This is a genomic window from Paraburkholderia sp. HD33-4, from assembly GCF_021390635.1.
GTDB lineage: Bacteria > Pseudomonadota > Gammaproteobacteria > Burkholderiales > Burkholderiaceae > Paraburkholderia.
This window is the reverse complement of record NZ_JAJEJS010000003.1, coordinates 1,563,925-1,588,064: the sequence shown is the minus strand read 5'-3', so window position 1 is coordinate 1,588,064 and position 24,140 is coordinate 1,563,925. Positions and strand designations below refer to the sequence as shown.

The 24,140-nt window shown below is 66.0% G+C and carries 19 protein-coding genes; 17 read left to right on the top strand and 2 right to left on the bottom strand.

Going from position 1 to position 24,140, the window contains the following annotated elements; translation table 11 throughout:
- The first annotated feature begins 72 nt into the window (after positions 1-72).
- The gene (locus L0U84_RS41735; RefSeq protein ID WP_233859708.1) at positions 73-2,169 is read left to right on the top strand and encodes a hybrid sensor histidine kinase/response regulator; all 2,097 of its coding nucleotides are present in this window, start codon (positions 73-75) and stop codon (positions 2,167-2,169) included.
- 2 nt (positions 2,170-2,171) lie between these two features.
- Here L0U84_RS41735 and L0U84_RS41730 read toward each other — a convergent pair whose 3' ends face one another.
- Positions 2,172-2,729, bottom strand: a complete 558-nt coding sequence (locus L0U84_RS41730; RefSeq protein ID WP_233859934.1) for a sugar O-acetyltransferase — start codon at positions 2,727-2,729, stop codon at positions 2,172-2,174.
- Positions 2,730-2,915: 186 nt separating this feature from the next.
- On the opposite strand from L0U84_RS41730, the gene L0U84_RS41725 reads away from it, so the two are divergent.
- The 12 genes from L0U84_RS41725 to L0U84_RS41670 all read left to right on the top strand — a co-directional run bounded on the left by L0U84_RS41725 (position 2,916) and on the right by L0U84_RS41670 (position 18,293).
- Positions 2,916-4,616, top strand: coding sequence for an FAD-dependent oxidoreductase (locus L0U84_RS41725; RefSeq protein ID WP_233859704.1), 1,701 nt, complete (start codon positions 2,916-2,918; stop codon positions 4,614-4,616).
- Between the two features lie 76 nt (positions 4,617-4,692).
- On the top strand, positions 4,693-6,129 hold the full coding sequence (locus tag L0U84_RS41720; RefSeq protein WP_233859703.1) for an aldehyde dehydrogenase family protein: 1,437 nt from the start codon (positions 4,693-4,695) through the stop codon (positions 6,127-6,129).
- A 13-nt stretch (positions 6,130-6,142) separates the two neighbouring features.
- Positions 6,143-7,921: a thiamine pyrophosphate-binding protein gene (locus tag L0U84_RS41715; RefSeq protein ID WP_233859702.1), complete on the top strand. Its 1,779-nt coding sequence runs from the start codon at positions 6,143-6,145 to the stop codon at positions 7,919-7,921.
- Positions 7,922-8,025: 104 nt separating this feature from the next.
- Positions 8,026-9,258, top strand: coding sequence for an ABC transporter substrate-binding protein (locus L0U84_RS41710; protein ID WP_233859701.1), 1,233 nt, complete (start codon positions 8,026-8,028; stop codon positions 9,256-9,258).
- Positions 9,259-9,289: 31 nt separating this feature from the next.
- Positions 9,290-10,159 (top strand): branched-chain amino acid ABC transporter permease, encoded by an 870-nt coding sequence (locus L0U84_RS41705; protein WP_233859694.1) that lies wholly within the window; start codon positions 9,290-9,292, stop codon positions 10,157-10,159.
- Positions 10,156-12,807 carry a branched-chain amino acid ABC transporter ATP-binding protein/permease gene (locus L0U84_RS41700; RefSeq protein WP_233859692.1) on the top strand — a complete coding sequence of 884 codons (2,652 nt, stop codon included), beginning with the start codon at positions 10,156-10,158 and terminating at the stop codon, positions 12,805-12,807. The genes L0U84_RS41705 and L0U84_RS41700 overlap by 4 nt, the downstream gene beginning before the upstream one ends.
- Complete coding sequence (locus tag L0U84_RS41695) at positions 12,807-13,658, top strand: sugar phosphate isomerase/epimerase family protein (RefSeq protein WP_233859690.1); 852 nt, start codon at positions 12,807-12,809, stop codon at positions 13,656-13,658. Before L0U84_RS41700 ends, L0U84_RS41695 begins: the two co-directional genes overlap by 1 nt.
- On the top strand, positions 13,655-14,572 hold the full coding sequence (locus L0U84_RS41690) for an NAD-dependent epimerase/dehydratase family protein (RefSeq protein ID WP_233859688.1): 918 nt from the start codon (positions 13,655-13,657) through the stop codon (positions 14,570-14,572). Before L0U84_RS41695 ends, L0U84_RS41690 begins: the two co-directional genes overlap by 4 nt.
- A gap of 2 nt (positions 14,573-14,574) precedes the next feature.
- A complete protein-coding gene (locus L0U84_RS41685; RefSeq protein ID WP_233859686.1) occupies positions 14,575-14,997 on the top strand; it encodes a cupin domain-containing protein in 423 nt (140 codons plus the stop codon).
- Positions 14,998-15,018: 21 nt separating this feature from the next.
- Complete coding sequence (locus L0U84_RS41680) at positions 15,019-16,014, top strand: NAD-dependent epimerase/dehydratase family protein (RefSeq protein ID WP_233859685.1); 996 nt, start codon at positions 15,019-15,021, stop codon at positions 16,012-16,014.
- Positions 16,011-16,754, top strand: coding sequence for an SDR family oxidoreductase (locus L0U84_RS41675; RefSeq protein ID WP_233859684.1), 744 nt, complete (start codon positions 16,011-16,013; stop codon positions 16,752-16,754). Before L0U84_RS41680 ends, L0U84_RS41675 begins: the two co-directional genes overlap by 4 nt.
- A gap of 18 nt (positions 16,755-16,772) precedes the next feature.
- Entirely contained in the window at positions 16,773-18,293 is a 1,521-nt protein-coding gene (locus L0U84_RS41670) for an FAD-dependent oxidoreductase (protein ID WP_233859683.1), read from the top strand.
- Between the two features lie 17 nt (positions 18,294-18,310).
- Here L0U84_RS41670 and L0U84_RS41665 read toward each other — a convergent pair whose 3' ends face one another.
- Positions 18,311-19,309, bottom strand: a complete 999-nt coding sequence (locus L0U84_RS41665) for a LysR substrate-binding domain-containing protein (RefSeq protein ID WP_233859682.1) — start codon at positions 19,307-19,309, stop codon at positions 18,311-18,313.
- Between the two features lie 118 nt (positions 19,310-19,427).
- On the opposite strand from L0U84_RS41665, the gene L0U84_RS41660 reads away from it, so the two are divergent.
- The 4 genes from L0U84_RS41660 (at position 19,428) to tcuB (ending at position 24,113) form a co-directional block, all read left to right on the top strand.
- Positions 19,428-20,375 (top strand): LysR family transcriptional regulator, encoded by a 948-nt coding sequence (locus L0U84_RS41660; RefSeq protein ID WP_233859932.1) that lies wholly within the window; start codon positions 19,428-19,430, stop codon positions 20,373-20,375.
- Between the two features lie 106 nt (positions 20,376-20,481).
- The gene (locus L0U84_RS41655) at positions 20,482-21,447 is read left to right on the top strand and encodes a LysR family transcriptional regulator (RefSeq protein ID WP_233859680.1); all 966 of its coding nucleotides are present in this window, start codon (positions 20,482-20,484) and stop codon (positions 21,445-21,447) included.
- Positions 21,448-21,499: 52 nt separating this feature from the next.
- Positions 21,500-22,909, top strand: a complete 1,410-nt coding sequence (gene tcuA / locus L0U84_RS41650; protein WP_233859678.1) for an FAD-dependent tricarballylate dehydrogenase TcuA — start codon at positions 21,500-21,502, stop codon at positions 22,907-22,909.
- Entirely contained in the window at positions 22,896-24,113 is a 1,218-nt protein-coding gene (tcuB, locus tag L0U84_RS41645; RefSeq protein ID WP_326491249.1) for a tricarballylate utilization 4Fe-4S protein TcuB, read from the top strand. Before tcuA ends, tcuB begins: the two co-directional genes overlap by 14 nt.
- Positions 24,114-24,140: the final 27 nt, after the last annotated feature.

Here is a 24,140-nt window from a genome sequence, read left to right as displayed (position 1 = left end):
GAGGCTGACCGACACAAGCCCGCATGCCGGCACGGCATCGCGGGCTCACGCCTTTCGTCCGGGGGTACCCGGATGAAACGGGATCTCGATCTGGATTCTCGCGATGCGATCACGCTGAATGGGCTGGCGCGCAGGCTGGGGCGCACCCGTGGGCAACTGATGCGTCGCTGGATCGCCGAGACCTCGGCGCAGCGCGCGCATACCGAAGTGCACAGCGGGCAAGGACTCACCGGCTGTTTCGCTTTCATGCTGGCCGAAGTATGCGCCGCGCTGCTGCTCGCCGGCAGCGACGCGTCGTCACCCGCGCACGAGGATGTCGCGCAGCCCGGCAGATTCTGGCCAGACGACTGGCGGGTCACGGATCTGTTTCGCAACATCGATCTGATGCAGCGCTTTCTGAAAGACGAGATCCGCGCGTATTTCAGTCCCGTTGCCGCTTCCGTCGACGTTCACATGCAGGCGCACGACATCGTCGAGCGGACCTTTCGCGCGATGATCGAAAACGCGATCGAGGCGCAAATGCAACGTCAGGCGACCGAGGTGGCGGGGGCACAGGACAACCTGCAGCGGGCTCTAACCGCGCTAAAGAGCACGGAGGAGCGCCTGCGGGTCGCGACGAGCGCGGCCGGCATCGGCATCTTCGAGTGGCGTGGCATCTCGCGACAAGGCGTGTGGGAAAACCGGCGGATGTACGAGATCACCGGACAGCCCGAGGAGAGGGGCCCGTTGACGGCAACCGAGTTCATGACGTCGGTCATTCATCCGGACGATGTCGAGCTGCTGCGGGTCCATTTCCGGTCCCGCGTGGTCTCCGGCGAGCCGGTGCATGTCGCGTTCCGGCTGCACCGCGTAACCGACCGTGCGCTCAGGACCGTCGAAATGTTCGGGTATCTGCGTCCGCCCAATCAGCATGACGACTTCACGTTCATCGGCAGCTTGTGCGACGTGACGGAGCGGACCGCCGCGGAGGCGAAACTGCGGGACGCCGATCGGCGCAAGGACATCTTTCTGGCCACGCTCGCGCACGAGCTGCGCAATCCGTTGGCGCCCGTGCGTAACGCCGCGCATCTGCTGGGCCACAGCGCCGGAGCCGATCCCGCCAAACGTGAGTGGCTGCGTAACGTGATCGAACGCCAGACCGGCCACCTGTCGCATCTGATCGACGACCTGCTCGATGTATCGCGGATCACCACCGGCAAGATCGAGTTGAAGCGCGAGGTCTTCGATATCAGGCTGGCACTCGACCATGCTCTCGAGATCACGATGCCGGCGGCGTTGCAGCGCCATCACGACATCGTGCGTCTGCCACTGGAGCATCCGGTCTACGTTCACGGCGACCGGGCGCGGATCACCCAGACATTTTCCAATCTGCTGGACAACGCGATCAAATACACCGACGACGGTGGCCGGATCGTCATATGTGCGACGGCCGTCGGTGAGGAAATATCCATTACGGTGTCGGACACAGGCACGGGTATTTCGGGCGATGCGCTTCCTCACGTGTTCGATCTCTTCGTGCAGGGATCCTGTCACGGCGAGCCGTCCCGGGGCGGCCTTGGGATCGGGCTGTCGGTCTGCAAGACGCTGACCGAGATGCACGGAGGGACGATTGCCGCCAGAAGCGAAGGCAAGAATCGAGGCAGTGAATTCGAAATACGTCTACCCGTTTGCCAGGCCGGCGACCGGGAGGCGAAGGACGATGCCCAGGCAGGTCGAGCGCCGTCCGACCCATTGCGTGTTCTGATCGTCGACGATAACAGCGATGCCGCGCTGTCGCTCGCAATGATTCTCGACGCGCACGATGTGCGTACCGCACACAGCGGGGAAGAAGCGCTTCAGATCGCCGCTGCCTTCGACCCGCAGATCGTCTTCCTTGACCTTGGTCTGCCGGGAATCAGCGGCTATGAAGTCGCTCGTCGGCTGAGGGAGCATCGGGCGACCGGCAAGCGCCTTGAAATCGTCGCCGTGTCGGGCTATGGACAGCCCGAAGACCTCGCGCGCTCAGCGGCGGCGGGGTGTGACACTCACCTCGTCAAACCCGTCAATATCGAAGACCTGCTCGCGATCACCCGACGAATGACCAGCGAAAATCCGTCGACCGTCCAGTCTCCGACCGACTGCGGAAAGCGGCGCCGAACACGTACTCGAAGAGGCCTTGCGCGCACGTAGCTTCAGTCGCCGATCGACCGGATCACCCTCGCTGGGTTTCCGCCCACCAGAGTATTCGCGGGAACGTCCGTCGTGACGACCGAGCCCGCCGCAACAACGGAGTTTTCCCCGACCGTCACCCCGCCGATGATCGTTGCGCCGGCCGCGATCCAGACGTTTCGCCCGATCACGATCGGACTGGCGGTAACGCCCGCATGCCGCCGCGATGGTTCAACGGGATGACCCGATGTGATCAGGCTCACGTTGGGCCCGATCATCACGTCGTCGGCAATCTCGAGCCCGCCGAGGTCGTAGAACGTGCAGTTCTGATTGACGAAGACGTTGCGCCCGACACGGATATCGACGCCGCCCGTCGTATAGAACGGCGGGATCAGCATGAAGCTCTCGTCCACCGGCTTGCCGATGAGTTCGCTGAACAGCGCGCGCACTTCGTCGGTATCGTCGAACGTCAGGCGGTTGATACGGGCGGTGAGCGCCATCGCGCGCTTGACGTTCGCCAGCATCGAGGCGGACTCCGCTGTCTTGCGCTGAATTATCCTGGTGCGATCGGGATTCGCCATTCGTGGTTTTCCTCGGGTCACAGTGGGGCGTGGGTTTTTGGCGTTCAGGGGCGGCACCGGGCCGCGCGCACGTCGCATGGAATCTTACCAACGGCCGGCGCGAGGCCAGCCATACGCGGAATCGATAGCACCTATCGGAATTCCATAGTGCCGTGCGCGAGCGGGTCGCCGGTAGACTCTGTCGCCATGATCGATCACAGCTATGACCTTATCGTGGTTGGCGGCGGCGCAGCCGGGCTCGCGGCCGCGTCGACCGGTGCGGCGGCAGGCCGGCGCGTGCTGCTCGTCGAGCACAGTGGCCAGATAGGCGGAACCACGGCGGTATCCGGTGGAATGATCTGGATTCCCGACAATCACAAGCTGCACGAAGCGGGTCTGCGCGACGATGCCGATGCGGCCCGTCGCTATATCGAGCAGACCGTGCCGGGCAGCGTCAGCGATCTGCGCATTCGCACGTTTTTGCAGCACGGCGACGCCGCGATTCGCCATCTCGAAGCGCACACCGAACTGAAGCTGCGGCCCGTGCGCCGCTATCCCGACTATTATCCGGACCTCCCCGGCGCGACATCGGGAGGCCGCGTCCTCGAACCCGTACCGTTCGACGGTCGTGAACTCGGCCGGGATTTCGCGTTGCTGCGCGATCCGTTGCCGGAGTTCATGCTGCTCGGCGGAATGATGATCAGCCGCGAAGACATTCCGAAACTGCGCCGTTTCGCGAAGTCGCCACGTGCGGCGTGGGACGTGCTCAAGCTCGTCGGCCGATATGCGCTGCAGCGGCGGCACGCGCACCGCGGCACCTCGCTCGTGCTCGGCAATGCATTGGCCGCGCGCCTGTTCAAGTCGGCGCTCGCGTTGGGCGTCGACATCTCGCTGAACACCATCGTCACGCGCCTCGTCACCGAGGGCGATCGTGTGACGGGGCTTCACGTGCGCATCGGCGGCGAGTCGCAGGTCGTGCACGCACGCGCGGTCGTGCTCGCAACCGGCGGTATCTCGCACGACGCGGAACTTCGCGCCTTGTTCGTGCCCGCCGAGGCGGGGCATCGCTCGGCGACCGTCAATGCGCAGGCGCTGCAGGGCGGGGTGCGTCTTGCGCTGGCCGCTGGCGCGGCGTTGAGCCCACCGTCGCACGGCGTCGACGATGCGCTCGCGTTCTGGGTGCCCGTCTCGTGCTGGAAGCGCGAAGACGGCACGCAAGCGCTGTTCCCTCACACCGTGACGGATCGCGCGAAGCCGGGCCTGATCGCGGTGAACCGGCAAGGCAAGCGCTTCGTGAACGAGGCCGTGTCGTATCACGAGTTCGTGCGCGCGCAACTTCGCGACGGCAACGATGCGGGTTGCGCGTGGCTCATCTGTGATCGCCGCTTCCTTTGGAAATATGGGCTGGGCAAGGTGCGGCCATTCGCGCTGTCCACGCGTCGCGAGGTCGCGAGCGGTTACCTCAGGCAAGCGCGCACGCTCGCCGCGTTGGCCCAGGGCATCGGGGTGCCGCCCGCAGCGTTGCAGGAGACCGTCGAGCGTTTCAATGCAGGCGCGAGAGCGGGGCGCGACGACGAATTCGGGCGCGGCGCGAACATCTATCAACGTCATCTCGGCGATGCCGATCACCAACCCAATCCCTGCGTGGCGCCGATCGAGCATGGCCCTTTCTACGCGGTGGCCGTTTTTCCCGGCGATCTCGGCATGGCCGCCGGCGTGATGACCGATGAGCACGCTCGCGCGCTGCGCGCGGACGGCACGCCGATAGAGGGCCTCTACGCGTGCGGCAACGATATGCATTCGGTGATGAACGGCGCGTATCCGGGCCCCGGCATCACGCTAGGGCCAGCCCTGGTATTCGGCGTGATCGCGGCGCAGCACGCACTTGGCTATAAGTTGAGCATATAGGTGCTCTCGGAATTCAGTAGTTTTGCTCGCGAAAACACGGACCTACACTGGGCCTTATCGCACGGAGTTCAATTCGATGATTGAATCACCCACCTCACTGTCCGAAGTACGACTGCTGATCGACGGCCATTGGACCGACGGCAGCGACCAGATGGCAGTGCTCGACAAATACCGTCTGACGCCCTGCGCAAGGTTGCATGTGGCGTCGCACGAGCAGGCCCGTGCCGCGGTCGCTGCCGCGCAACGCGCGTTCAAGGCGTCCACGCTGACTCCGCACGAGCGCGGCGCCTTGCTCGAACGCGCCGCCGCGATTCTCGAACGCGAGACCCCGAGGCTAATTGCCGCACTGCAAACCGAAGGCGGGTTTACGCTCACGGATGCGCAAGGCGAAATCCGGCGCTGCCTGCTAACCTTCCGGCTCTCCGCCGAGGAGGCACGCCGGCTCGCCGGCGAGATGGTGCCGCTCGACGGCGCACCACAGCAAGCTGGCCGGCTCGGCTTCACGATGCGCGTGCCGCTCGGCGTGGTCTGCGCGATCACGCCGTTCAATGCGCCGCTGAACACGGTCGCGCACAAGGTGGCGCCGGCACTGGCCGCGGGCAATGCCGTCGTGCTCAAACCATCCACGCACACGCCCGCAGTCGCGAACATGATGGCGTCGAGCCTGCTCGAAGCGGGCTTGCCCCCGGGTCTCATCAACGTCGTGCACGGCGGCGCGGATGTCGCCGGCTGGCTCATCGACGAACCGGCGGTGCGCTTTTTCGCGTTCACGGGCAGCACCGAGGTCGGCCGCTCGATCCAGCAGCGCGCCGGGCTGCGTCGCACGCAGATGGAGCTCGGCAGCATCGCCTTCACCATCGTCGACGACGACGCGAACCTCGATCAGGCGCTGCCGAAAATCATCGCGGCGAGCTACCGCAAGGCGGGTCAGGTCTGCACGTCCATTCAGAATCTGCTCGTGCATCGCAGCCGGATTGCCGAAGCGGAAGAGAGACTGAGCAAGCTGGTCGACGAACTGCGCTACGGCGACCCGAGCGAACCGTCTACGCTCGTCGGCCCGGTAATCAGCGTCGCGGCGGCCGAGCGTATCGAGCGCTGGATCGACGAAGCGGTGCACCGCGGCGCGCGCCGGCTGGCGGGCGGTGCTCGCGCGGGCGCGCTGATTCCGCCCACGCTGCTCGCCGACGTCTCTCCCGATACACCGGTCAGTTGCAAGGAGGTGTTCGGGCCGGTGATGTCGCTGGTGCCGTTCGACACGCTCGACGAGGCGATCGACCTCGTCAATGCGACGCCATACGGTCTCGCCACGGGGCTCTTCACGAACCGTCTCGACGTGGCGTTGAAGGCCGCGCGCCGGCTGCAGGTCGGCGGCGTGCACATCAACGAGACCTCGAGTTCGCGCGTCGATCTGATGCCATACGGCGGCAGCAAGGATTCCGGTTTCGGCAGGGAAGGCCCGCACTACGCCGTGCGAGAGATGAGCGAAGAACGTTTGATTACGCTGAGTACTTGAAGGGGACGATGCAATGCCGATGATGAAAGGCGGTCAACTGATCGCCGAGACGCTGGTCAAGGAGAAGGTGCCCTACGTGTTCGGAATCTGCGGACACGGCAACGTGGGCATTCTCGATGCGCTGTACGACGTACGCGATTCGCTGAAGCTGATCTCGCCGCGCCACGAGCAATGCGCGGGGCACATGGCCGACGCGTATTTCCGCGTCAAGCACAAGCCGGTGGCAACGCTCACATCCACCGGACCGGGCTCGGCGAACATGGTGATGTCGCTCGCCACCGCGTTGTCGGACTCGTCGGCGTTCATGGCGATCACGGCCAATGTGCCGACCTCGCAGCATAACCGCGGGCCGTTCCAGGAACTCTACCGCCACAATCAGGCCGATTTCGCCCAGGTGATGCGTCCGGTCGTCAAGCGCGCGTTCCAGCCGTCGCGCGTCGACATGCTGCCGCTCGCGCTGCGCCAGGCGATGGACACGATGGTGACGGGCCGTCCGGGTCCGGTGAACCTCGACATTCCCTACAACGTGTTCCAGGAAGAGGCCGATGTCGAACTGCCGCCCGCGTCGCAGCTCGGCCGGCCGGTGCGCCCCGGCGCGAGCGACGCGGACGTCGCCGAGGTGCTGCAGTTGCTCGCCGACGCGCGCAAGCCGGTGCTGTTCATCGGCCACGGCGCGACGCTCGCGGAGGCCGGCCCCGAGTTGACCGAGTTGCAGCAGAAGCTGCAAATTCCCGTCATCACGTCGCCGAACGGCATGGGCTGCGTGCCCGCGAACGACGCGCTGACGCTCGGCTTCATCGGTCGCAACGGTGCCTATGCGGCGAACGAGGCGGGCCGTCACGCCGACCTCGTCATCACGATCGGCACGCGCTTCGACGATCGGTCGTCGTCGAGCTGGCATGCTGGCTACTCGTGGAACTTCCCGAAGACCAGGCTCGTGCACGTCGATATCGACCCGACGGAGCTTGGCCGCAACTACGCGGCGACGATTGGCATCGTCGCGGACGCGAAGGTGTTCACCCGTCAATTGCTGAACGCGCTGCCGGGCCAGCCGGCGATCGAGGCGAAGCGCTACGCGCCGTGGGCCGACGAAGTGCTCGGCTGGGTGCGGCAGTGGGAAGCGTTCGTGCGACCGCATTTCGGTGATTCGACGAGCCCGCTGCGGCCGGAGTTCGTCGTCGGCACGTTGCAGAAAACCCTGCCCGACGACGTGATCCTGGCGCTCGACTCGGGCGTCCATCACAACTGGTTCATGCAGTTCTGGAAGCCGCAGCGCGCGCAGAGCATGCTGAACAGCTGGGGCTATTCGTCGATGGGCTTCGGCGTGTGCGGCATCCTCGGCGCGCAACTCGCGGCGCCCGAGCGGCCCTGCGTCGCGGTGGTCGGCGACGGCGGCTTCACGATGACGCCGTACGTGCTTTGCACCGCGGTCGAATACGACCTGCCGGTCGTCTGGATCGTCTGGAACAACTTCGCGTGGGGCGCGATTCGCGATCTGCAGTACGGCCTGTTCGACGGCCGCGAGATCGGCACCGCTTTCTACAAGGGGCAATCGGGTGAGCGCTACAACCCGGATTTCGCGGCATGGGCGCGGGCGTGCGGCGCGGACGGCGTGACCGTCACGCGTCCCCAGGATCTCGGCAACGCGGTCGAGCAGGCGCTGCGCAACCGGCGGCCGTGTGTGATCGACGTGCACGTCGACGCCGAGGTCAGGCCGCCTTCGACCGGAACCTGGCAATTGCCGCCGATTCCCTACAAGGAGCCGGTCTACGGCAAACCCTACATCGCATAGCGGCCCATTACGACATAAACACAGAGCCGTAGCAGCAGCGAAGTAAACGGACGCCCGCGCAATACCGACTGCCGGGCGGACCACCACAAAACAAGGAGACAGCCATGAAGTTTTGCAATCCGCGTGCGCGGGTAGGGTTTCGTTCGCTCTTCGCCATCGCAACAGGTCTCGCATTCAGCGCCGCAGCATTCGCCCAGGGCAACGACCCGGTGCGGATCGGGCTCCTCTATTCGAAGCAGGGGCCCGGTGCGGCGATCGGCCAGTTCCTCGAACGAGGCAGCGAACTGGCGGTCGAGCAGGCCGGTGGCAAAGTGCTGGGCCGGCCGATCGAGCTCGTCTGGCTCGACGAAGCAAACCCTCAGGTCGCGCAGCAGAACATGCAGAAGCTGATCGGCGAAAACAAGGTGGTCGCGGTGGTCGGCGGCAACTACAGCTCATCGGCGCTCGCGATGATGAGCGTCGCGAACCGCGAAAAGATTCCGCTGATCCTGCCCGGCGCCGCCGCGAGCGAGATCACCGGCAAGGAGTGCAGCCGCTACACGTTCCGTACCCAGGCCACCGTGCCGGTGCAGATCGCGGGCCTGATGCCTTACCTGTCGCAAAGCGGCAAGAAGGTCTACTTCGTGACGCCGTCCTACGCATTCGGCCAGGACATCCTGCGCGCCGCGCGCGGCCAGCTCAAGCAGGACGGTATGACCGAAGTCGGGGTCGACGAAGTGCCGATCAATACCGCCGACTACAGCTCCTACATCCTCAAGATCCGCCAGGCGAAGCCCGATGCCGTGCTGGGCGGACTCGTCGGCGGCGACTTCTCGAACTTCCTCAAGCAATGGAACGAGATGTCCATGACGGGCAAGATCCCGTACGTGGCCGTCGCGGTGACCGATACGGACTTCTGGGACGTGGGGCCGCAGGCCTCCACCGGCATCTTCGTGAAGCCCTGGTACTACAACAACCCGAAGAACCCCGAAGTCGAGAAGAAGTTCACCGCCGACTTCGAGAAGAAGTACGGCCGTCCGCCGTCGGACAAGTCGTGGTCGGGCTGGATCGCGATGCGCTCGCTGCTCGATTCGATCACCGCGGCGAAGTCGACCGACTCGAAGGCGATCGTCACCCAGCTCGAACAGTGGAAGGACACCGACAGCGCGCTGCCGGTCTACTACCGCCCGTGGGATCACCAGCTGATTCGCCCGTCCGTGGTCGTGAAGGTGAAGTCGAAGATCACCGACAAATACGACTATTTCGACGTGGTGCGTGATACGTCGAACACCGCGGCCGACACCGAGAAAGCGTTCGGCACCCAGCAGGAGATCGGCTGCAAGATGCCGGCGCTGTAGCGGCTGAGCCATCGCCCAACCTGGAGCCATCATGCTCGATATGCTCGTTTCCCAATCGGCCAACGGACTCGTGTTGGGTTTCGTCTACGTGTTGATCGCCGTGGGCCTGTCCATCACGTTCGGTCTGTTGGGCGTGATCAACTTCGCACACGGCGCTTTCTTCGCGCTGGGGGCCTATGTCGCGTACCAGCTGTTTCAGATGTACGGCTGGCCCGCGGTGGTGCTCGCACCCATTGTGGTCGGCGTGATCGGCATGGTCGTCGAGGTGACGATCATCCGGCGGCTGTACGGCAAGGAGCCGCTTTCCAGCCTGATCGTGACGTTCGCGCTGTCGCTGTTGATCGAGGCGTTGATCCGTTACTTCTGGGGCGCCGATGGCAAGCCGTTCAATCAGCCCGAATTCCTGTCGGGCATCGTCGAGGCGGGACCGCTGCTGATCACGAAGTATCGGGTGGCGGTGCTGTTCGCGACGGTCGGCACGCTGGTCGCGCTCGCCGCATTCCTCGCGTGGACGCCCTACGGGCGCGTGCTGCGCGCCGGCAGCCGCGATCCGGAAATGGTCGAACTGCTCGGCATCAATCTGCCGCGCGTGATGACCGGCGTATTCGGCCTGGGCTGCGCGCTCGCGGCGATTGCGGGCGTGCTGGCCGCACCGTTGTGGACCGTGTCGCCGTCGATGTCGCAGAACGCGATCATGCCGGCGTTCGTCGTCGTCGCGATCGGCGGGCTCGGTTCGTTTGCCGGTGCCGTGGTCGCCGGGCTGGCGGTCGGCGTCGTGATGTCGCTGACGATTCAGTTCCAGCCCGATGCGGCGGCGGCCTCGATGTATGCGCTGATGTTCGTCGTGATGCTGCTGCGTCCGCGTGGATTGTTTGGAGAACATTGGGAGCGCTTCGAATGAATATGCGCACGAATACGACTGCTTCGGCCGCCGCGCAGCCCAACGCGCGGGCCCGGAACACGCCACGCCTCTGGCGCCATCCGGTCATCGTGATGGCCGTGGTGCTGATCGCCGGCTCGGCGCTCGCGCTGGCCATCGGCCTGCCGATCGATCGCATCACGCAGATCGCGATCTATACGCTTTATGCGGCGGGCACCAATTTCCTGATCGGCTATCTCGGCCTCGTGCCGTTCGGCGCCTCGTTTTTCTTCGGCTGCGCAAGCTATGCGCTGGCGATCGGGTCCGCGGCCTGGGGCGGCAACGAGATCACGGGTGTGCTGATCGGCGCGGGCTTTTCCGTTCTGCTTGCGCTCGTGATCGGCGCGCTGATCCTGCGCCGCAAGGGTCTCTATTTTTCGCTGCTGACGCTGGCGTGCTCCCAGATCGCCTTCGAGATCGCGTACAAGTGGACTTCGGTCACGGGCGGCGAGAACGGCATGCAGAACGTCGCGCGCCCGTTGTTTCCTTCGGCGCTGTCGTTTCATGCGTTCACGCTGGTGGTCGTGCTCGGCGCGACGTGGCTGATGTGGCGCATCGCGCATGCGCCGTTCGGCCGGCTGATGCAGGCGCTGCGCGACAACGAGCAACGTGTGACGAGTCTCGGCTACGACGTCTATACGACGCGCCTGATCGCGCTGATCGTCGCGGGCGGCGTGATCGGCGTCGCGGGCGGCCTGATGGCGCTGCTGCTGCAGGGCGTGTATGCCAACAACCTGAACTGGGCGCATGCCGGCGACCCGGTGCTGATGGCCGTGCTCGGCGGCGTCCATCAGTTCCTCGGTCCCTTGTGGGGCGCGGTGACCTTCATCGTGCTCGAAGATCGTCTGAGCGCCGTCACCGAGAACTGGTGGCTGTTCTTCGCGCCGGTCATCATCATCATGGCGCTGCTGTCGCCGGAAGGCATTCAGGGCTTCTGGCAACGCTTCGGCAAGCGGCCGCGCTGGACGCTCACGCGCCACGGCATTCCCACGCGTCCGGCGCGCATCGTGCCGTACCGTCCGGCCGATGCAGGCGGCGACGAAGGCGACGCGGTGCTGTCGGTGCAGAAGCTGTCGAAGCGCTTCGGCTCGATCGTCACGCAGAACGAAATTTCGCTCGAAGTAAAGCGCAATCAGCTGCACAGCTTCATCGGCCCGAACGGCGCGGGCAAGACGACGTTCTTCAACATCCTGACGGGTTTCATCCTGCCCGATGACGGCCGCATCGTGTTCGAAGGCAGCGACATCACGCGGTTGTCGGCGTACAGGCGCGCGCGTCTTGGCCTCGCGCGCTCGTTCCAGATCCTCAGCGTGTTTCCGAACCTGAGCGCGTTCGAGAACGTGCGGATCGCCGTGCAGGCCGAGCGGCGTCAGTGGCGCGGATTCTGGCGCGACGCCTATGCGGACGATGCGGCGAACGAGCGCGTCTGGTCGTTGCTCGAGGCGGTCGGTCTGGCGGACCGCGCTGCCGACCTGTGCGCCGAGTTGTCCCACGGCGAGAAGCGGCTGCTCGAAATCGCCATGACGCTCGCGACCAGCGCGAAGCTGCTGCTGCTCGACGAGCCGCTCGCCGGCCTTGCCGAGGCGGACCGCAAGATCGTCGCCGCGTTGATCCGGCGCCTCGCGAACTCGCACGCGGTGCTGCTGATCGAGCATGACATCGATCGTGTGCTCGCGCTGTCCGACCGCATCACGGTGCTGCACCAGGGGCGCCTGATCGCCGATGGTCTGCCGGCGGACGTCGCCCGCGATCCTCAGGTGATAAGCGCGTATCTCGGCGACGCCAGCACGTCGGACAAGAGCAAGGACAAACCCAGGGAAGCCTCGGGCAGCGTCGGCGCGCCGGTGGACCTTGCGCTTGTCGGCACGTCGCGCGGGCCGGCCAACGCGCAGCCCACGGGCCGCGCGCTGCTGGAACTCGAACAGGTGAGAGCGGGCTACGACGGCGGCACCGTGCTCGAAGGCGTCGACCTGAACATCTACCCGGGCGAAGTCGTCGCGCTGCTCGGTCGCAACGGCGTGGGCAAGACTACGCTGCTGCGCACGATCACGGGAACGCTGCACGCGGCGAGCGGCCGCGTGAAGTTCGACGGCAACGACGTCACGTCGATGCGTCCGGATCTGATCAACCGCCTCGGCATTTCGCTGGTGCCCGAAGGGCGGCGGCTGTTCCCGAACCTCACGGTGCAGGACAACCTGAAGATCGGCGCACGCGCCGGCGGTGCGCCACTCGAAGAAATCTGCGAGTTGTTTCCGAAGCTGCGCATCCTGATGCGCTCGCAGGCCGCGAGCCTGTCGGGCGGTGAGCGGCAGATGGTGGCGATCGCCCGCGCGTTGATGGTGCCGAGCAGGCTGATTCTGCTCGACGAGCCGTTCGAAGGGCTGGCACCTGCGGTCGTCCACGAGGTCCGGCAAGCGGTGATGAAGCTGACCTCGCGAGCGAGCCTGATGATCGTGGAGCACCAGGCGGACTCCGTGCTTGCCGCGGCGGACCGCGCCTATGTGCTCGTGAACGGCGCGGTGGCGTTCGGCGGCAGCGCGTCGGAACTCGCGGCCGACACCGCGCTGCAGGAGCGGCTGCTCGGCGTATCGGCCGCGGATACTGAACACCTCCTGAGGCAGAGCGCGTGATGGCGACGGCACGACAGAACGCGCGGCCGCTCGGCGTGAACACCTATGGCTATATCTGGTCGACGCCAGCGGAGCAATGCGTGCTGCGGCTCGGTGAACTCGGCTACCGCGAGTTCGAGCTGGTGCTCAATCCGCCGCATCTCGCGCTCGACGAGTTCCCGTCCGGCGCGCGCGCAAAACTGCGTAACACGATGGAAGCTACAGGGCTCAGCGTGCGTTCGCTGAACGTGCCGAGCCTCGACCACAACCTGGCGAGTCCGATGAGCCGCATGCGTCGGTACTCGATCGATCTGTTCGTCGACGCGATCGATCTCGCGGCCGATCTCGGCGCGACCGATGTCATCGTCGTGCCGGGCCGCATGAGCCCCTTGTTTGCGCCGCAGCCCGCGCAGCGCGAGGCGTGGATGCGCGAGTCGCTCGACGTGCTGCTGCTGCACGCCGAGCTGCGCGGCGTGACGCTCGTGCTCGAAAACGTGCCGTTCGCGTCGTTTCCCGATGCACACACGCTCGGTGCATTCGTACGCAGCTACGGCTCGGATTCGCTCGGCGTCTGCTACGACGCCGCGAACGCGCATTTCATCGGAGAAGCGCCGGGCGACGGCCTGCGCGCGCTCGGCGAACTCGTGCGCGTCGTGCATTTGTCCGACACCCGCCGCGACGCCTGGCGCCATGACGAGGTCGGCCTCGGCGACGTGCCGTTCGCGCAGGTGCATGACGCCCTCAACGACATTCACTTCGAAGGAGCTTGCATGCTGGAAATCATCGCGGCCGCGCCGGAAGGCGCGATCCGCCGCAGCCACCATGCGTTGACGGCGTTCGGCTTCGCGCCGGCCGTTGAGGCCACCGCATGAGCCGCGTTCTAGTCACGGGCGCGGCCGGCCTGCTGGGGCGCTTCGTCGTACGTGAGCTGCTCGCGCACGGCTACGCGGTGCGTGGCTTCGATCGCCGCAAGGGAGAAGCCGATATCGAATGGATGGTCGCGGACGTGACCGACGCCGGCGCGGTTGGCGCGGCGATGGAGGGTGTCGATGCCGTGCTGCATATCGCAGCGGTGCCGAACATCTGGTCGGGCGACGGCGCCACGATCATGCACGTGAATACGCAAGGCACGTGGCTCGTGTTCGATGCGGCAGAGGCGCGCAGAATCGGGCGGGTCGTGTTCTGTTCGAGCGACTCCGTCGCAGGGTATACCGTGCGCGAAGGCAAGATGGTGCCGCCTCGCTACGCGCCGCTCGATCTCGACCATCCGCTCAACGCGACCGACCCGTACGCGCTGAGCAAGGTCGCGGGAGAAAGCATCGCGCGTGCGTATGCGTTCAGAGGCATGTCGGTGCTCGCGTTGCGCACTGTGTTCGTCGCGTATCCGGAGATGGCGGGCGAGATCGTCGCCCGCGCCAGGGACCCGCTCAACTATCACGCGCCCGTGGCGGGCGGTCCGTCCACCGCGGGCGGCGGACCGTTGCACCATCACATCGACGCACGCGATCTGGCCCGCGCCTTCCGTCTCGCGCTCGAACTGCCGATGCAGCCCGGCGAATTCGACCGCTTCTATCTGGCGGCGAAGGTGACGTTGTCGCCGGAGCCGACCATCGACCGATTGCGCCGGCTGCACGGCGATGCCGTCGAGATACGCAATCCTGACCATTACCGGCGCAACCCGTTTGCTCCGCTCTACGATCTGTCTCACGCCGCGACGCGGCTCGGCTTCGTGCCCGAGTACGACCAGCGGCATTTGCTCGCCGGCTTGCCCGGCTTCGAGAACTGACCATGACCACCATCATCCCCGACGACAAACATTACCGGAACGCGGCCAAGGAAAAGCAGGCCGTCACGCGCAATCTCGGCGAGCTGCTATGGGTGCAGTATCCGGGCCACTTCAACCAGGCGCTGTCCAAGGCGATCGTGACGCCGGAGACCGTCGGCAGCCGCTTCTTCGATCATCGGATTTCCTGCTACGAGCCGGGCGCGTACGTCGAGAATCACGTGCATAAGGTGCAGGAGCAGATCTATCACGTGCTGTCGGGCGAGGGCGTGCTGACGGTCGATGGCGAGCGCCGTCTGGTTCGCGCCAATGACGTGACCTACATCCCGCCGGGCGTCCATCACGAGTTCCATTGCACCGGCACCGACACGCTGGTGTTTCTGGTGATCACGAGCCCGCCCACCGACGACGAGCCGCAGCCGCGCTGACACCACGCGACGGAGACGACGATGAAAAAAATTCTGGTGACCGGTGCGAGCGGCTGGCTTGGCACCGAAATCGTGAAGGCATTGCTCGCGCGCGGCGATGCCGTGATTGGCACCGATATCGCGATCAGCCCGGCAACGGCCGCGTCCGTCAAGCGCCAGCCGAGGTTCACGGCGCTCGCCGCGGATCTTTGCGAGTGGCCCCAGGTGCTGCGCATGATGCAGACGCACCGGCCCGACGCGGTGATCCACGCGGCGGCGATCGTCGGCGTGATTCAGTGCGCGGATATTCCGATCAAGGCGAATCGCGTGAACGTGGAGGGCGCCGTCAACCTGTTCGAGGCGATGCGCCTGACGGGCGTGAAGCGCGTCGTGCATGTGAGCACCGAGGAAACCTACGGCGATTTCCGCGCGCCGGTGATCGACGAGGACCACCCGCAAAACCCCACCAGCGTGTATGGGGCGACCAAGCTGGCGGTCGAGCACTACGGCCGCATCTACACGCGCGAGCACGGGCTCGAATGCCTGAACGTGCGCACCTGCTGGGTATACGGGCCGCATCTGCCGCGACTGCGCGTGCCGCGCACTTATGTGGAAGCGGCGCTGCGGGGCGAGGCGCTGCATGACCCGGACGGCGCGGATCTCGCCGTCGATCAGGTGTATGTCGACGATACCGTCGCGGGATTGCTGCTCGTGCTCGACAAGCCCGTGCATCGCTTCGACAGCTACAACATCGCAACGGGCGCCGCACCGACGGTCGCGGACGTCGCCGAGGCCGTCAATCGCGCGATTCCCGGTGCCCGCATCAGCGTGGGCAGCCGTGGGCCATACCGTCATGGCGGCCGGGTGCTCAGTGCAAAGAAGGGGGCGCTCGACATCAGCCGCGCGCGTGCCGAACTCGGATACGAGCCGCGTTACGACCTGCAACGCGGCATCGAGGCAACCATCGAGGCCACCCGCACCGCGCTTGCGCGTCAGGGTGCAGTGACCGATTTACGTACAACCGGAGTCCAGCAATGAAAGAAAACAGACAACTCGCACTCGTATTCGGTGGCTCGCGCGGCATTGGCGCCGCGTGCGTGGAAGCGCTCGTGCGCGACGGCATGGACGTCGCATTCACCTATACGACCCAGGCCGATGCGGCCCGCGAGCTCGAAGCCAAAGCCGATGCGCTCGGCGCGCGCATCCGCGGGTATCAGGTGGACATTCGCGACGCCGCGGCCGTCGATGCGGTCTGCCGCGACGCGATGCGCGATTTCGGCCGTCCGTTGCAGGCGGTGATCGCCAACGCGGGCATCAACGTGCCGCCCGCGCCGCTCGCGCAGTTCCCCGATGCCGACTTCCAGCGCCTCGTGGAGGTCAATATCGTCGGTGCGTTCAACGTGCTGCGCGCGGCGGCGCGCGAGGTGAGCGAAGGCGGCGCGATCGTCGCGCTGACCACGTCGCTCGTGCGTCACGCGGTGCCGGGCGTCGGTCCTTACAGTGCGACGAAAGCGGCCGTCGAATGCCTGGTGCGCTCGATGTCGAAGGAACTCGCGTCGCGCACGGTGCGTGTGAACGCCGTCGCGCCGGGGCCCGTCGATACCGACCTGTTCCGCGCGGGCAAGACCGACGAGGCGAAGCAGCGCTCCGCCGCGATGAGCCCGATGAACCGCGTCGGCCAGCCGGCCGAGGTGGCTGAAGTCGTCGCATTCCTCGTTTCGGCGAAGGCCTCGTGGGTCAGCGGTCAGATCGTCCAGACCAATGGCGCGCTCGTCTGAGTGCAAGGAGCGCAAGCCATGCTGACGCCGAATCGACGCTTTGCACCGGCCGACGAAACCGTCGACGTGCTGGTGGTCGGCGGGGGCGGCGCGGGTCTCGCGGCCGCGATCGAGGCGGCGCAAGCCGGGGCGCGCGTCGTGCTGCTGGAGAAAAACGACGCGCCGGGCGGCTCGACTGCGTGGTCGATCGGCTCGGTCAGCGCGTCGCAAACGCCGCATCAACGCGCCCAGGGTATCGAGGACACGCCGCAAGCGCATTGGGAGGACATGCCGGGCTTCGCGGGCGAGCTCGCCGGGCGCGACAACGACGCATTGCGCCGCGTGCTGTGCGACGCGATGCCCGACACGTTCCAGTGGCTGCTCGACAGCGGCGTGCGCTTCATGGGGCCGATGCCGGAGCCGCCGCATCGCGTGCCGCGCATGCACAACGTGCTGCCGAACTCGCGCTCGTTCATCTATCACCTGACGCGACGCGCGCGTCGCGCCGGCGTCGAGATTCGCGTCCGCACGCGGGTCTCGGAACTCGTGCTCGAAGACGGCCGCGTGCGCGGCGTGCTGACCGGGCCCGACGGCGGTGAAGAGTGGCGCATCGATGCGCGCGGCGGCGTGATTCTCGCGGCGGGCGACTTCACCAACTGCCCGGAGTTGAAGGCGCGCTTCATGGGGCCGCAGGAGGCGAAAGTCGCCGCGGTCAATCCTGGCGCGACCGGCGACGGCCAACGGCTCGCCGAGCGTTGCGGCGCGCAGATCATCAACGGCGATCTCGCGTTGGGCCCTGAAATCCGCTTTATAGCGCCGGCGAAAGAGAACATCGTCCGGCGGCTGCCGCCATGGCGCTCGCTCGCGGCGGTGATGCAATGGTCGATGCGGCATGTGCCCGACGCGATCCTGCGTCCGTTCCTGATGAAATTCCTGACCACGGCGCTCGCACCGTCGCTGTCGCTGTTCGACGACGGCGCGGTGCTCGTCAACGCGCGCGGCGAGCGTTTTGGCGAAGAGACCGACCGGCCCGCTTATCTCTTGCCGGATCAGCCGGATGGCGTCGGCTACATCGTGATCGACGGGCGTATCGCCGAACGCTATTCGCAGTGGCCGCATTTCATCTCGACGGCGCCGGGCGTCGCCTATGCCTATCTGGCCGATTACCGCCGCAACCGGCCGGACGTCTATCGGGAAGCTCAAACCGTCGAGGAACTGGCCGCGCTGACCGGCATGTCGGCTGCCGCATTGCGCGACAGCGTGGGCGCAGCGAAGGCGCTCACGTGTGCGCCGTTCATCGCGCTCGGTCCGGTGCGCGCGGTCTTCGTGCATGCGGAAGGCGGCTTGCGGGTCGACGAGCAGCATCACGTGCTCGATGCGAGCGGACGGCCCATTGCGGGGCTCTTCGCGGCGGGATCGACGGGACAGGGCGGCTTGCTATTGAAAGGGCACGGCCATCACCTCGCGTGGGCGTTCGCGTCTGGCCGGCGTGCCGGAAGACTGGCCGCCAGCGCGGCGCGCGAGGAATCGATAGCGACGAGTCGAGCCGCAACGGCGTGAGGGCCGCGATGAAGCCGTCAAGTTTCCGCGTCGTGCAGCGACAGGTCGTGAAGTTCGAGGTCTTCGGGCTCGGGCAGATCGTGCGGCAGCATCAGTTGCACGCCTTGCCACTCGTGGCGCTCGATCAGCGTCTGGATCACATGCTTGAGCTCGTTGCGCACGATGACCGCCGCCTGCGACAGTTTTTCCGGCGCAAGCGAGTAAAGGTAGTTGCGGCGAACCATCTGCGCGTCGGAGATGCGCAGGCAGCGCCATTGCTCGGGCGCGTTCTGCAGCGCGTACACGGCGGCCATCGGCTTGATCGTCGCGCCGATGCCGTCCGCCACGCAGTGCATCAGCAGCGGCAACGAGTCGATTTCCGCGACCGCGTCGACGCACAGGTTCATCCGGTCAAACTCGATCGTGATGCGCCGGCGCAGCCCGTGTCCGGGGCTCGGCAGAATCAGCGGCAGCTTCGCCAGTTCGTTCAGCGTAATGTCGGTGCGATGCGCTGCGATCATCTGGCTGTCGCGCGGCACGATCACGAACAGTTCTTCTTCGAGCAGCGATTCGACGGGCAAGTCCGGCGCGGCCGTCGCGCTGAACAGAATCGCGAGATCGAGTTCGCCGAGGCGCGTCATGTGTTCGAGGTGCCCCGACAGCGCCTCGACGACGTTCAGCACGATGCCCGGGTACTTCGCGTTCAGATGCTTGATGAGCGGCAGCCCGAGCGCGCAGACGGTGGTGGGCGCCATGCCCAGATTCACGCGGCCGCTGACGTTCGCCTGTTCGCGGCGCGCGACCGAAACGGCCTGGTCGAGCTGACGCAGAATGAAGCGCGCGTGATGGTAAAGCGCCTCGCCGTTCTCGGTGGCCCGCACGCCGCGCGACGAGCGCACCAGCAGCGGCTTGCCGACTTCCTCCTCGAGGCGGGTCATTTGCTGGCTGAGCGCCGGTTGCGCGATGAAGAGTTGCCGCGACGCTTTCGAGAGACTGCCGCTCTCGACGATCTGCACGAAGTACTTCAGCTGACGCATGTCCATGTCTCATCCCTGCGCGGCGCGTCGGATGTGCCGCATCTCTCTCGTTCACCGAATGCAACCCATGTCGACAGCAAATCTGGATTTTGCCGATGAAGACCCGCTCGATCTGCCCATTGAACTGCGGCAGATGAGGTTCTTCGTGCGGGTAGCCGAATCAGGCAGTATAAGGCGTGCAGCAGCGGAATTGGGCATCGCGGCTTCGATGCTGAGCCGCGACCTGGAGAGGCTCGAAGCGCAGCTTGCGACGCAGCTGTTTCGCCGCGCGCGCACCGGACTGATTCCAACCGATGCCGGCTTTGCTTTTCTGCGCCATGCGCAAATGACGCTGCAGCACGCGCTGGACGCGGTAGAGGCGGCGCGGCGCCGGCGGCTCGTCGGGCACGTCACCGTCGGCTTGCCGCCGAGCACCGCGTCGGTGCTGGGCATGCCGTTGCTGCTGGCGATGCGCGAGCGCCACCCCGAATTGCGCGTGCATCTGGTCGAAGCGTTGTCAGGGCATTTGAGCGCCATGCTCGACGCGCGCCAGCTCGATCTGGCACTGGTTGCGCGCGGCAATGGCATGCGGCGCTGGAGTGTGTGGCCGTTAATAGAGGAACGCGTCTACCTGCTCGCACGCGCCGATTTGCCGGGGCTTGCGCAATCCAGCACGCTGAGTCTCGCCGAGCTCGGCGAACTGCCGCTCGTGATGCCGAGCGGCTCGCACGGACTGCGCGCGATTCTCGAGATCGCGTTCGAGCGCGCGGGCGTGCGGCCGAATATCAGCCTCGAAATCGACGGCCTCGCGTTGCTGATGGATGCGGTTCGCGCCGGGCTTGGCGCAACCTTGCAGCCCGGCTCGGTGATTTGCCGCGATCCGGGCCGTCAGTTGCGGGCACTGCTCGTCAGCGACTCCGATGCACGCCGCCAGACCCTGATCGCGGGACGCCACGAGGACGAGCTCTCGCCCGCAGCGCTCGCCACGCGCGTGGTGATCGCCGACGTGGCGCGCGAACTGGCCGCGACGGAACGCTGGCCGGGTACTTTGTTTCATGAGTTGAGCCCGCGGGGCGACGAATCATGAGCCGAAAATGACGATGTATTCACGTAAACACGAGCCGTGACACGTCGTCTGTAGGCATTTCCAATCTGCGACAATAGCCGCGATTCTCGTCCACGCCGATCGTGAAATGGAACTCAGACAATTACGCTATTTCCTCAGCGTCGTCGAACACGGCAGCATGGGGAAGGCCGCGCTGGAACTCGGCGTCGTCACATCGGCGCTGAGTCAGCAGATCAGCCGCCTCGAAGGCGAACTGTCGACGCGCCTTCTGCAGCGCACCTCCAGCGGCGTCGTGCCGACCGATGCCGGTCTCGCGTTCTGGCGTCAGGCGCAACTCGCGCTGCGCCATATCGACGACGCCGCGCTCGCCGCGCGCGCCGCCCGGCTGTCTGGCCACGTCAGCGTCGGCATGGCGCCCAGCACCGCCAGTGTGCTGGGTGTCCCCTTCATGCAGGCGATGCGCGCGCGCTATCCCGATGTGCGGCTGCGCATCGTCGAAAGCCTGTCCGGCTATCTCGCCTCGATGTTGAGCGCACGCCAGATCGATCTGGCCGTGCTGTTCCGCGCGGAACCCGCGCAGCGCTGGAGCGTGGTGTCGCTGCTCGACGAGCGTCTGTTCGTGATCGGCCGGCACGAGCTCGAAGGCATGCCGTCCGGCGCGCGCGTTCGTCTCGGGCAACTCGGCAAGCTTCCGCTCGTGCTTCCGAGCGGCGCGCACGGTTTGCGCTCGCTGCTGTCCGCCGCGTTCAAGCGGGCCAAATATGAACCGAACATCGCGGCCGAAGTCGACGGCCTCGCGCTGCTGATGGACTTCGTACGCACCGGCATGGCCGCGACCATCCAGCCCGGCGCCGCGCTGGCGCGGCCTGAGAACGCGGTACTCGCCAGCGTGCCGGTGACCGAAAGCTTCGCCACGCGGCCCAACATGATCGCCAGCATCTCCGACGACGAACTATCGCCCGCGGGGCTCGCCGCGCGCGTGGTGCTCGCCGATGTCGCGCGCGAGCTGGTGCGCGAAGGCCGCTGGCCAGGCGCGCGCCTGCGTGAAGCCGAGGTCTTCACGAAAAGTGAAGGCCTGTTGACGGCCCGCTGATGGCGAAGGGCGAGCGCGACCTTTAGAGTGCGTCCGAAAGGAGGCTCACACGATGGTCGATGTACTCGTAATCGGAGGAGGCAATGCGGCGCTCTGCGCCGCATTGATGGCGCGCGAAGCCGGCGCCTCGGTTCTGCTGCTGGAATCGGCGCCGCGCGAGTGGCGCGGCGGCAATTCCCAACACACCCGCAATCTGCGCTGCATGCACGACGCGCCGCAGGACGTGCTCGTCGATGCCTATCCGGAAGAAGAATTCTGGCAAGACCTGCTGAAGGTCACCGGCGGCATCACCAATGAGCATCTCGCGCGCCTGACGATTCGTGCGTCGTCGTCATGCCGGCCGTGGATGCAAAAGCACGGCGTACGTTTTCAGCCGCCGCTGTCGGGCGCGCTGCATGTGGCGCGCACCAACGCGTTTTTCATGGGTGGCGGCAAGGCGCTCGTGAATGCCTATTACCGCAGCGCCGAGGCGCTGGGTGTCGAAATCCGCTACGACACGCCCGTCGATTCGCTCGAACTCGACGGCGGCCGTTTCGTCGCGGCGAGGAGCGGCGCTCAGCGCTTCGAGGCGCGCGCCTGCGTGCTGGCGGCGGGCGGCTTCGAATCGAACCGCGAATGGCTGCGCGAGGCCTGGGGGCAAAACGAGCGCGGCGAATGGCCCGCCGACAACTTCCTGATCCGCGGCACGCGTTTCAACAAGGGCGTGCTGATCCGCCACATGATGGATGCCGGCGCGGACATGATCGGCGATCCGTCGCAGTCGCACTGCGTGGCCATCGATGCGCGCGCGCCGCTCTATGACGGCGGCATTTGCACGCGCATCGACTGCGTGTCGCTCGGCGTGGTCGTCAATCGCGATGCCGAGCGCTTCTACGACGAAGGCGAAGACTTCTGGCCGAAGCGCTACGCGATCTGGGGGCGCCTCGTTGCACATCAGCCGGGGCAGATCGGCTACTCGATCATCGATTCGAAGGCGATCGGCCGTTTCATGCCGCCGGTTTTTCCGGGCGTGAAGGCCGACACGCTGCCCGAACTCGCGCGGCAGCTTAAGCTGCCGGAAGCACGCTTCGTGGAAACGCTGTCGCGCTACAACGAGGCATGCCGGGTCGGCACCTTCGATCACACCGCGCTCGACGACTGCCATACCGAGAGCATCACGCCGCCCAAAACGCACTGGGCGCGGCCCATCGACACGCCGCCGTTCTACGGCTACGCATTGCGCCCCGGCATCACGTTCACCTACCTCGGCCTCAAGACCAACGACCGCGCCCAGGTGCACTTCGGCGGCGAAGCGAGCGAGAACCTCTTCGTCGCGGGCGAGATGATGGCGGGCAACGTGCTCGGCAAGGGCTATACCGCGGGTGTCGGCATGTCGATCGGCACGGCGTTCGGGCGCATTGCCGGCACTCAGGCCGCGCGCGCCGCACTGCAGACAACGGAGGTTTCCTGTGCAGCAAACTGAAACGCTCGCGCCCGAACGCACCCGCGCCGCGGGGTTCGAATCGAAGCAGGACATTGCGCGCGCGCGTGGCGGCTCCCGCGTGATTCCCATCGTGCCGATGACCGACAGCGAAGGCGAAGTGGCGCGCCAGATGCAGATCTGCAACGCCTGCCGCTATTGCGAAGGTTTCTGCGCCGTATTCCCGGCGATGACACGGCGCCTCGAATTCGGCAAGGCCGACGTCAACTATCTCGCGAACCTGTGCCATAACTGCGGCGCCTGCTACCACGCGTGCCAGTACGCACCGCCGCACGAATTCGCGGTCAACGTGCCGCAGGCGATGGCGAAAGTGCGGCTCGAAACCTACACCGAATACGCATGGCCGAAGGCGCTCGGCGGGTTGTACAAGCGCAATGGCGTGACGCTGTCGGTCGCGCTCGCGGCGGGGCTCGCGCTCTTTCTGCTGCTCGGCACGGCGCTGAATGGCGGTTTGAGCCGCGACGTCGCGGCCGCGAACTTTTACGCCATCTTCCCGCACAACCTGCTGGCGGCGATGTTCGGCGCGGTCTTCCTGTTCGCTATCGTCGCGCTTGGCATCGGCGTGACGCGCTTCTGGCGCGACGTGTCGCCGGGAACCGCGAACGCGAGCACGCCGGCCGTGACGGAAGCGGCAAAAAACGCGCTGACGCTGAAGTATCTCGACGGCGGACATGGCGACGGCTGCAACGAATCGAACGATGCCTTCACGCTCGCGCGGCGGCGTTTTCACCACTTCACGTTCTACGGCTTCATGATGTGCTTTGCGGCAACGGTGGTGGCGACGCTGTATCACTACGTGCTCGGCGAGGAAGCACCGTATGCGTTCTTTAGCGCTCCGGTATTGCTCGGGACGGCGGGCGGAATCGGGCTGATCGTGGGGCCATTGGGGCTCCTGTGGCTCAACCTGAAGCGCCATCCCGAGCAGGGCGATGCGCGCCAGCGCCCGATGGACCGTGCCTTCATCGCGTTGCTGTTGCTCACGAGCGCATCGGGCCTCGGGCTGCTGGCGCTGCGCGCAACGGCGGCGATGCCGTGGCTGCTGGCGGTGCATCTGGGCATCGTGATCGCATTGTTCGCGACGCTTCCCTACGGCAAGTTCGCGCACGGTATTTTCCGGTCGGCGGCGCTGCTCAAATCATCTATCGAAAAGCGCCAGCCCAATACGCTGGGGCTGGGCTCGGACTAGGCGCGACACGCGCCGCTTTCCGGCATA

What these genes read in the sequence shown, in the direction of transcription:
- L0U84_RS41735 (WP_233859708.1), top strand. Translation starts at nt 73, where the DNA reads ATGAAACGGGATCTCGATCTGGATTCTCGCGATGCGATCACGCTGAAT.
- L0U84_RS41730 (WP_233859934.1), bottom strand. Translation starts at nt 2,729, where the DNA reads ATGGCGAATCCCGATCGCACCAGGATAATTCAGCGCAAGACAGCGGAG.
- L0U84_RS41725 (WP_233859704.1), top strand. Translation starts at nt 2,916, where the DNA reads ATGATCGATCACAGCTATGACCTTATCGTGGTTGGCGGCGGCGCAGCC.
- L0U84_RS41720 (WP_233859703.1), top strand. Translation starts at nt 4,693, where the DNA reads ATGATTGAATCACCCACCTCACTGTCCGAAGTACGACTGCTGATCGAC.
- L0U84_RS41715 (WP_233859702.1), top strand. Translation starts at nt 6,143, where the DNA reads ATGCCGATGATGAAAGGCGGTCAACTGATCGCCGAGACGCTGGTCAAG.
- L0U84_RS41710 (WP_233859701.1), top strand. Translation starts at nt 8,026, where the DNA reads ATGAAGTTTTGCAATCCGCGTGCGCGGGTAGGGTTTCGTTCGCTCTTC.
- L0U84_RS41705 (WP_233859694.1), top strand. Translation starts at nt 9,290, where the DNA reads ATGCTCGATATGCTCGTTTCCCAATCGGCCAACGGACTCGTGTTGGGT.
- L0U84_RS41700 (WP_233859692.1), top strand. Translation starts at nt 10,156, where the DNA reads ATGAATATGCGCACGAATACGACTGCTTCGGCCGCCGCGCAGCCCAAC.
- L0U84_RS41695 (WP_233859690.1), top strand. Translation starts at nt 12,807, where the DNA reads ATGGCGACGGCACGACAGAACGCGCGGCCGCTCGGCGTGAACACCTAT.
- L0U84_RS41690 (WP_233859688.1), top strand. Translation starts at nt 13,655, where the DNA reads ATGAGCCGCGTTCTAGTCACGGGCGCGGCCGGCCTGCTGGGGCGCTTC.
- L0U84_RS41685 (WP_233859686.1), top strand. Translation starts at nt 14,575, where the DNA reads ATGACCACCATCATCCCCGACGACAAACATTACCGGAACGCGGCCAAG.
- L0U84_RS41680 (WP_233859685.1), top strand. Translation starts at nt 15,019, where the DNA reads ATGAAAAAAATTCTGGTGACCGGTGCGAGCGGCTGGCTTGGCACCGAA.
- L0U84_RS41675 (WP_233859684.1), top strand. Translation starts at nt 16,011, where the DNA reads ATGAAAGAAAACAGACAACTCGCACTCGTATTCGGTGGCTCGCGCGGC.
- L0U84_RS41670 (WP_233859683.1), top strand. Translation starts at nt 16,773, where the DNA reads ATGCTGACGCCGAATCGACGCTTTGCACCGGCCGACGAAACCGTCGAC.
- L0U84_RS41665 (WP_233859682.1), bottom strand. Translation starts at nt 19,309, where the DNA reads ATGCGTCAGCTGAAGTACTTCGTGCAGATCGTCGAGAGCGGCAGTCTC.
- L0U84_RS41655 (WP_233859680.1), top strand. Translation starts at nt 20,482, where the DNA reads ATGGAACTCAGACAATTACGCTATTTCCTCAGCGTCGTCGAACACGGC.
- tcuA (WP_233859678.1), top strand. Translation starts at nt 21,500, where the DNA reads ATGGTCGATGTACTCGTAATCGGAGGAGGCAATGCGGCGCTCTGCGCC.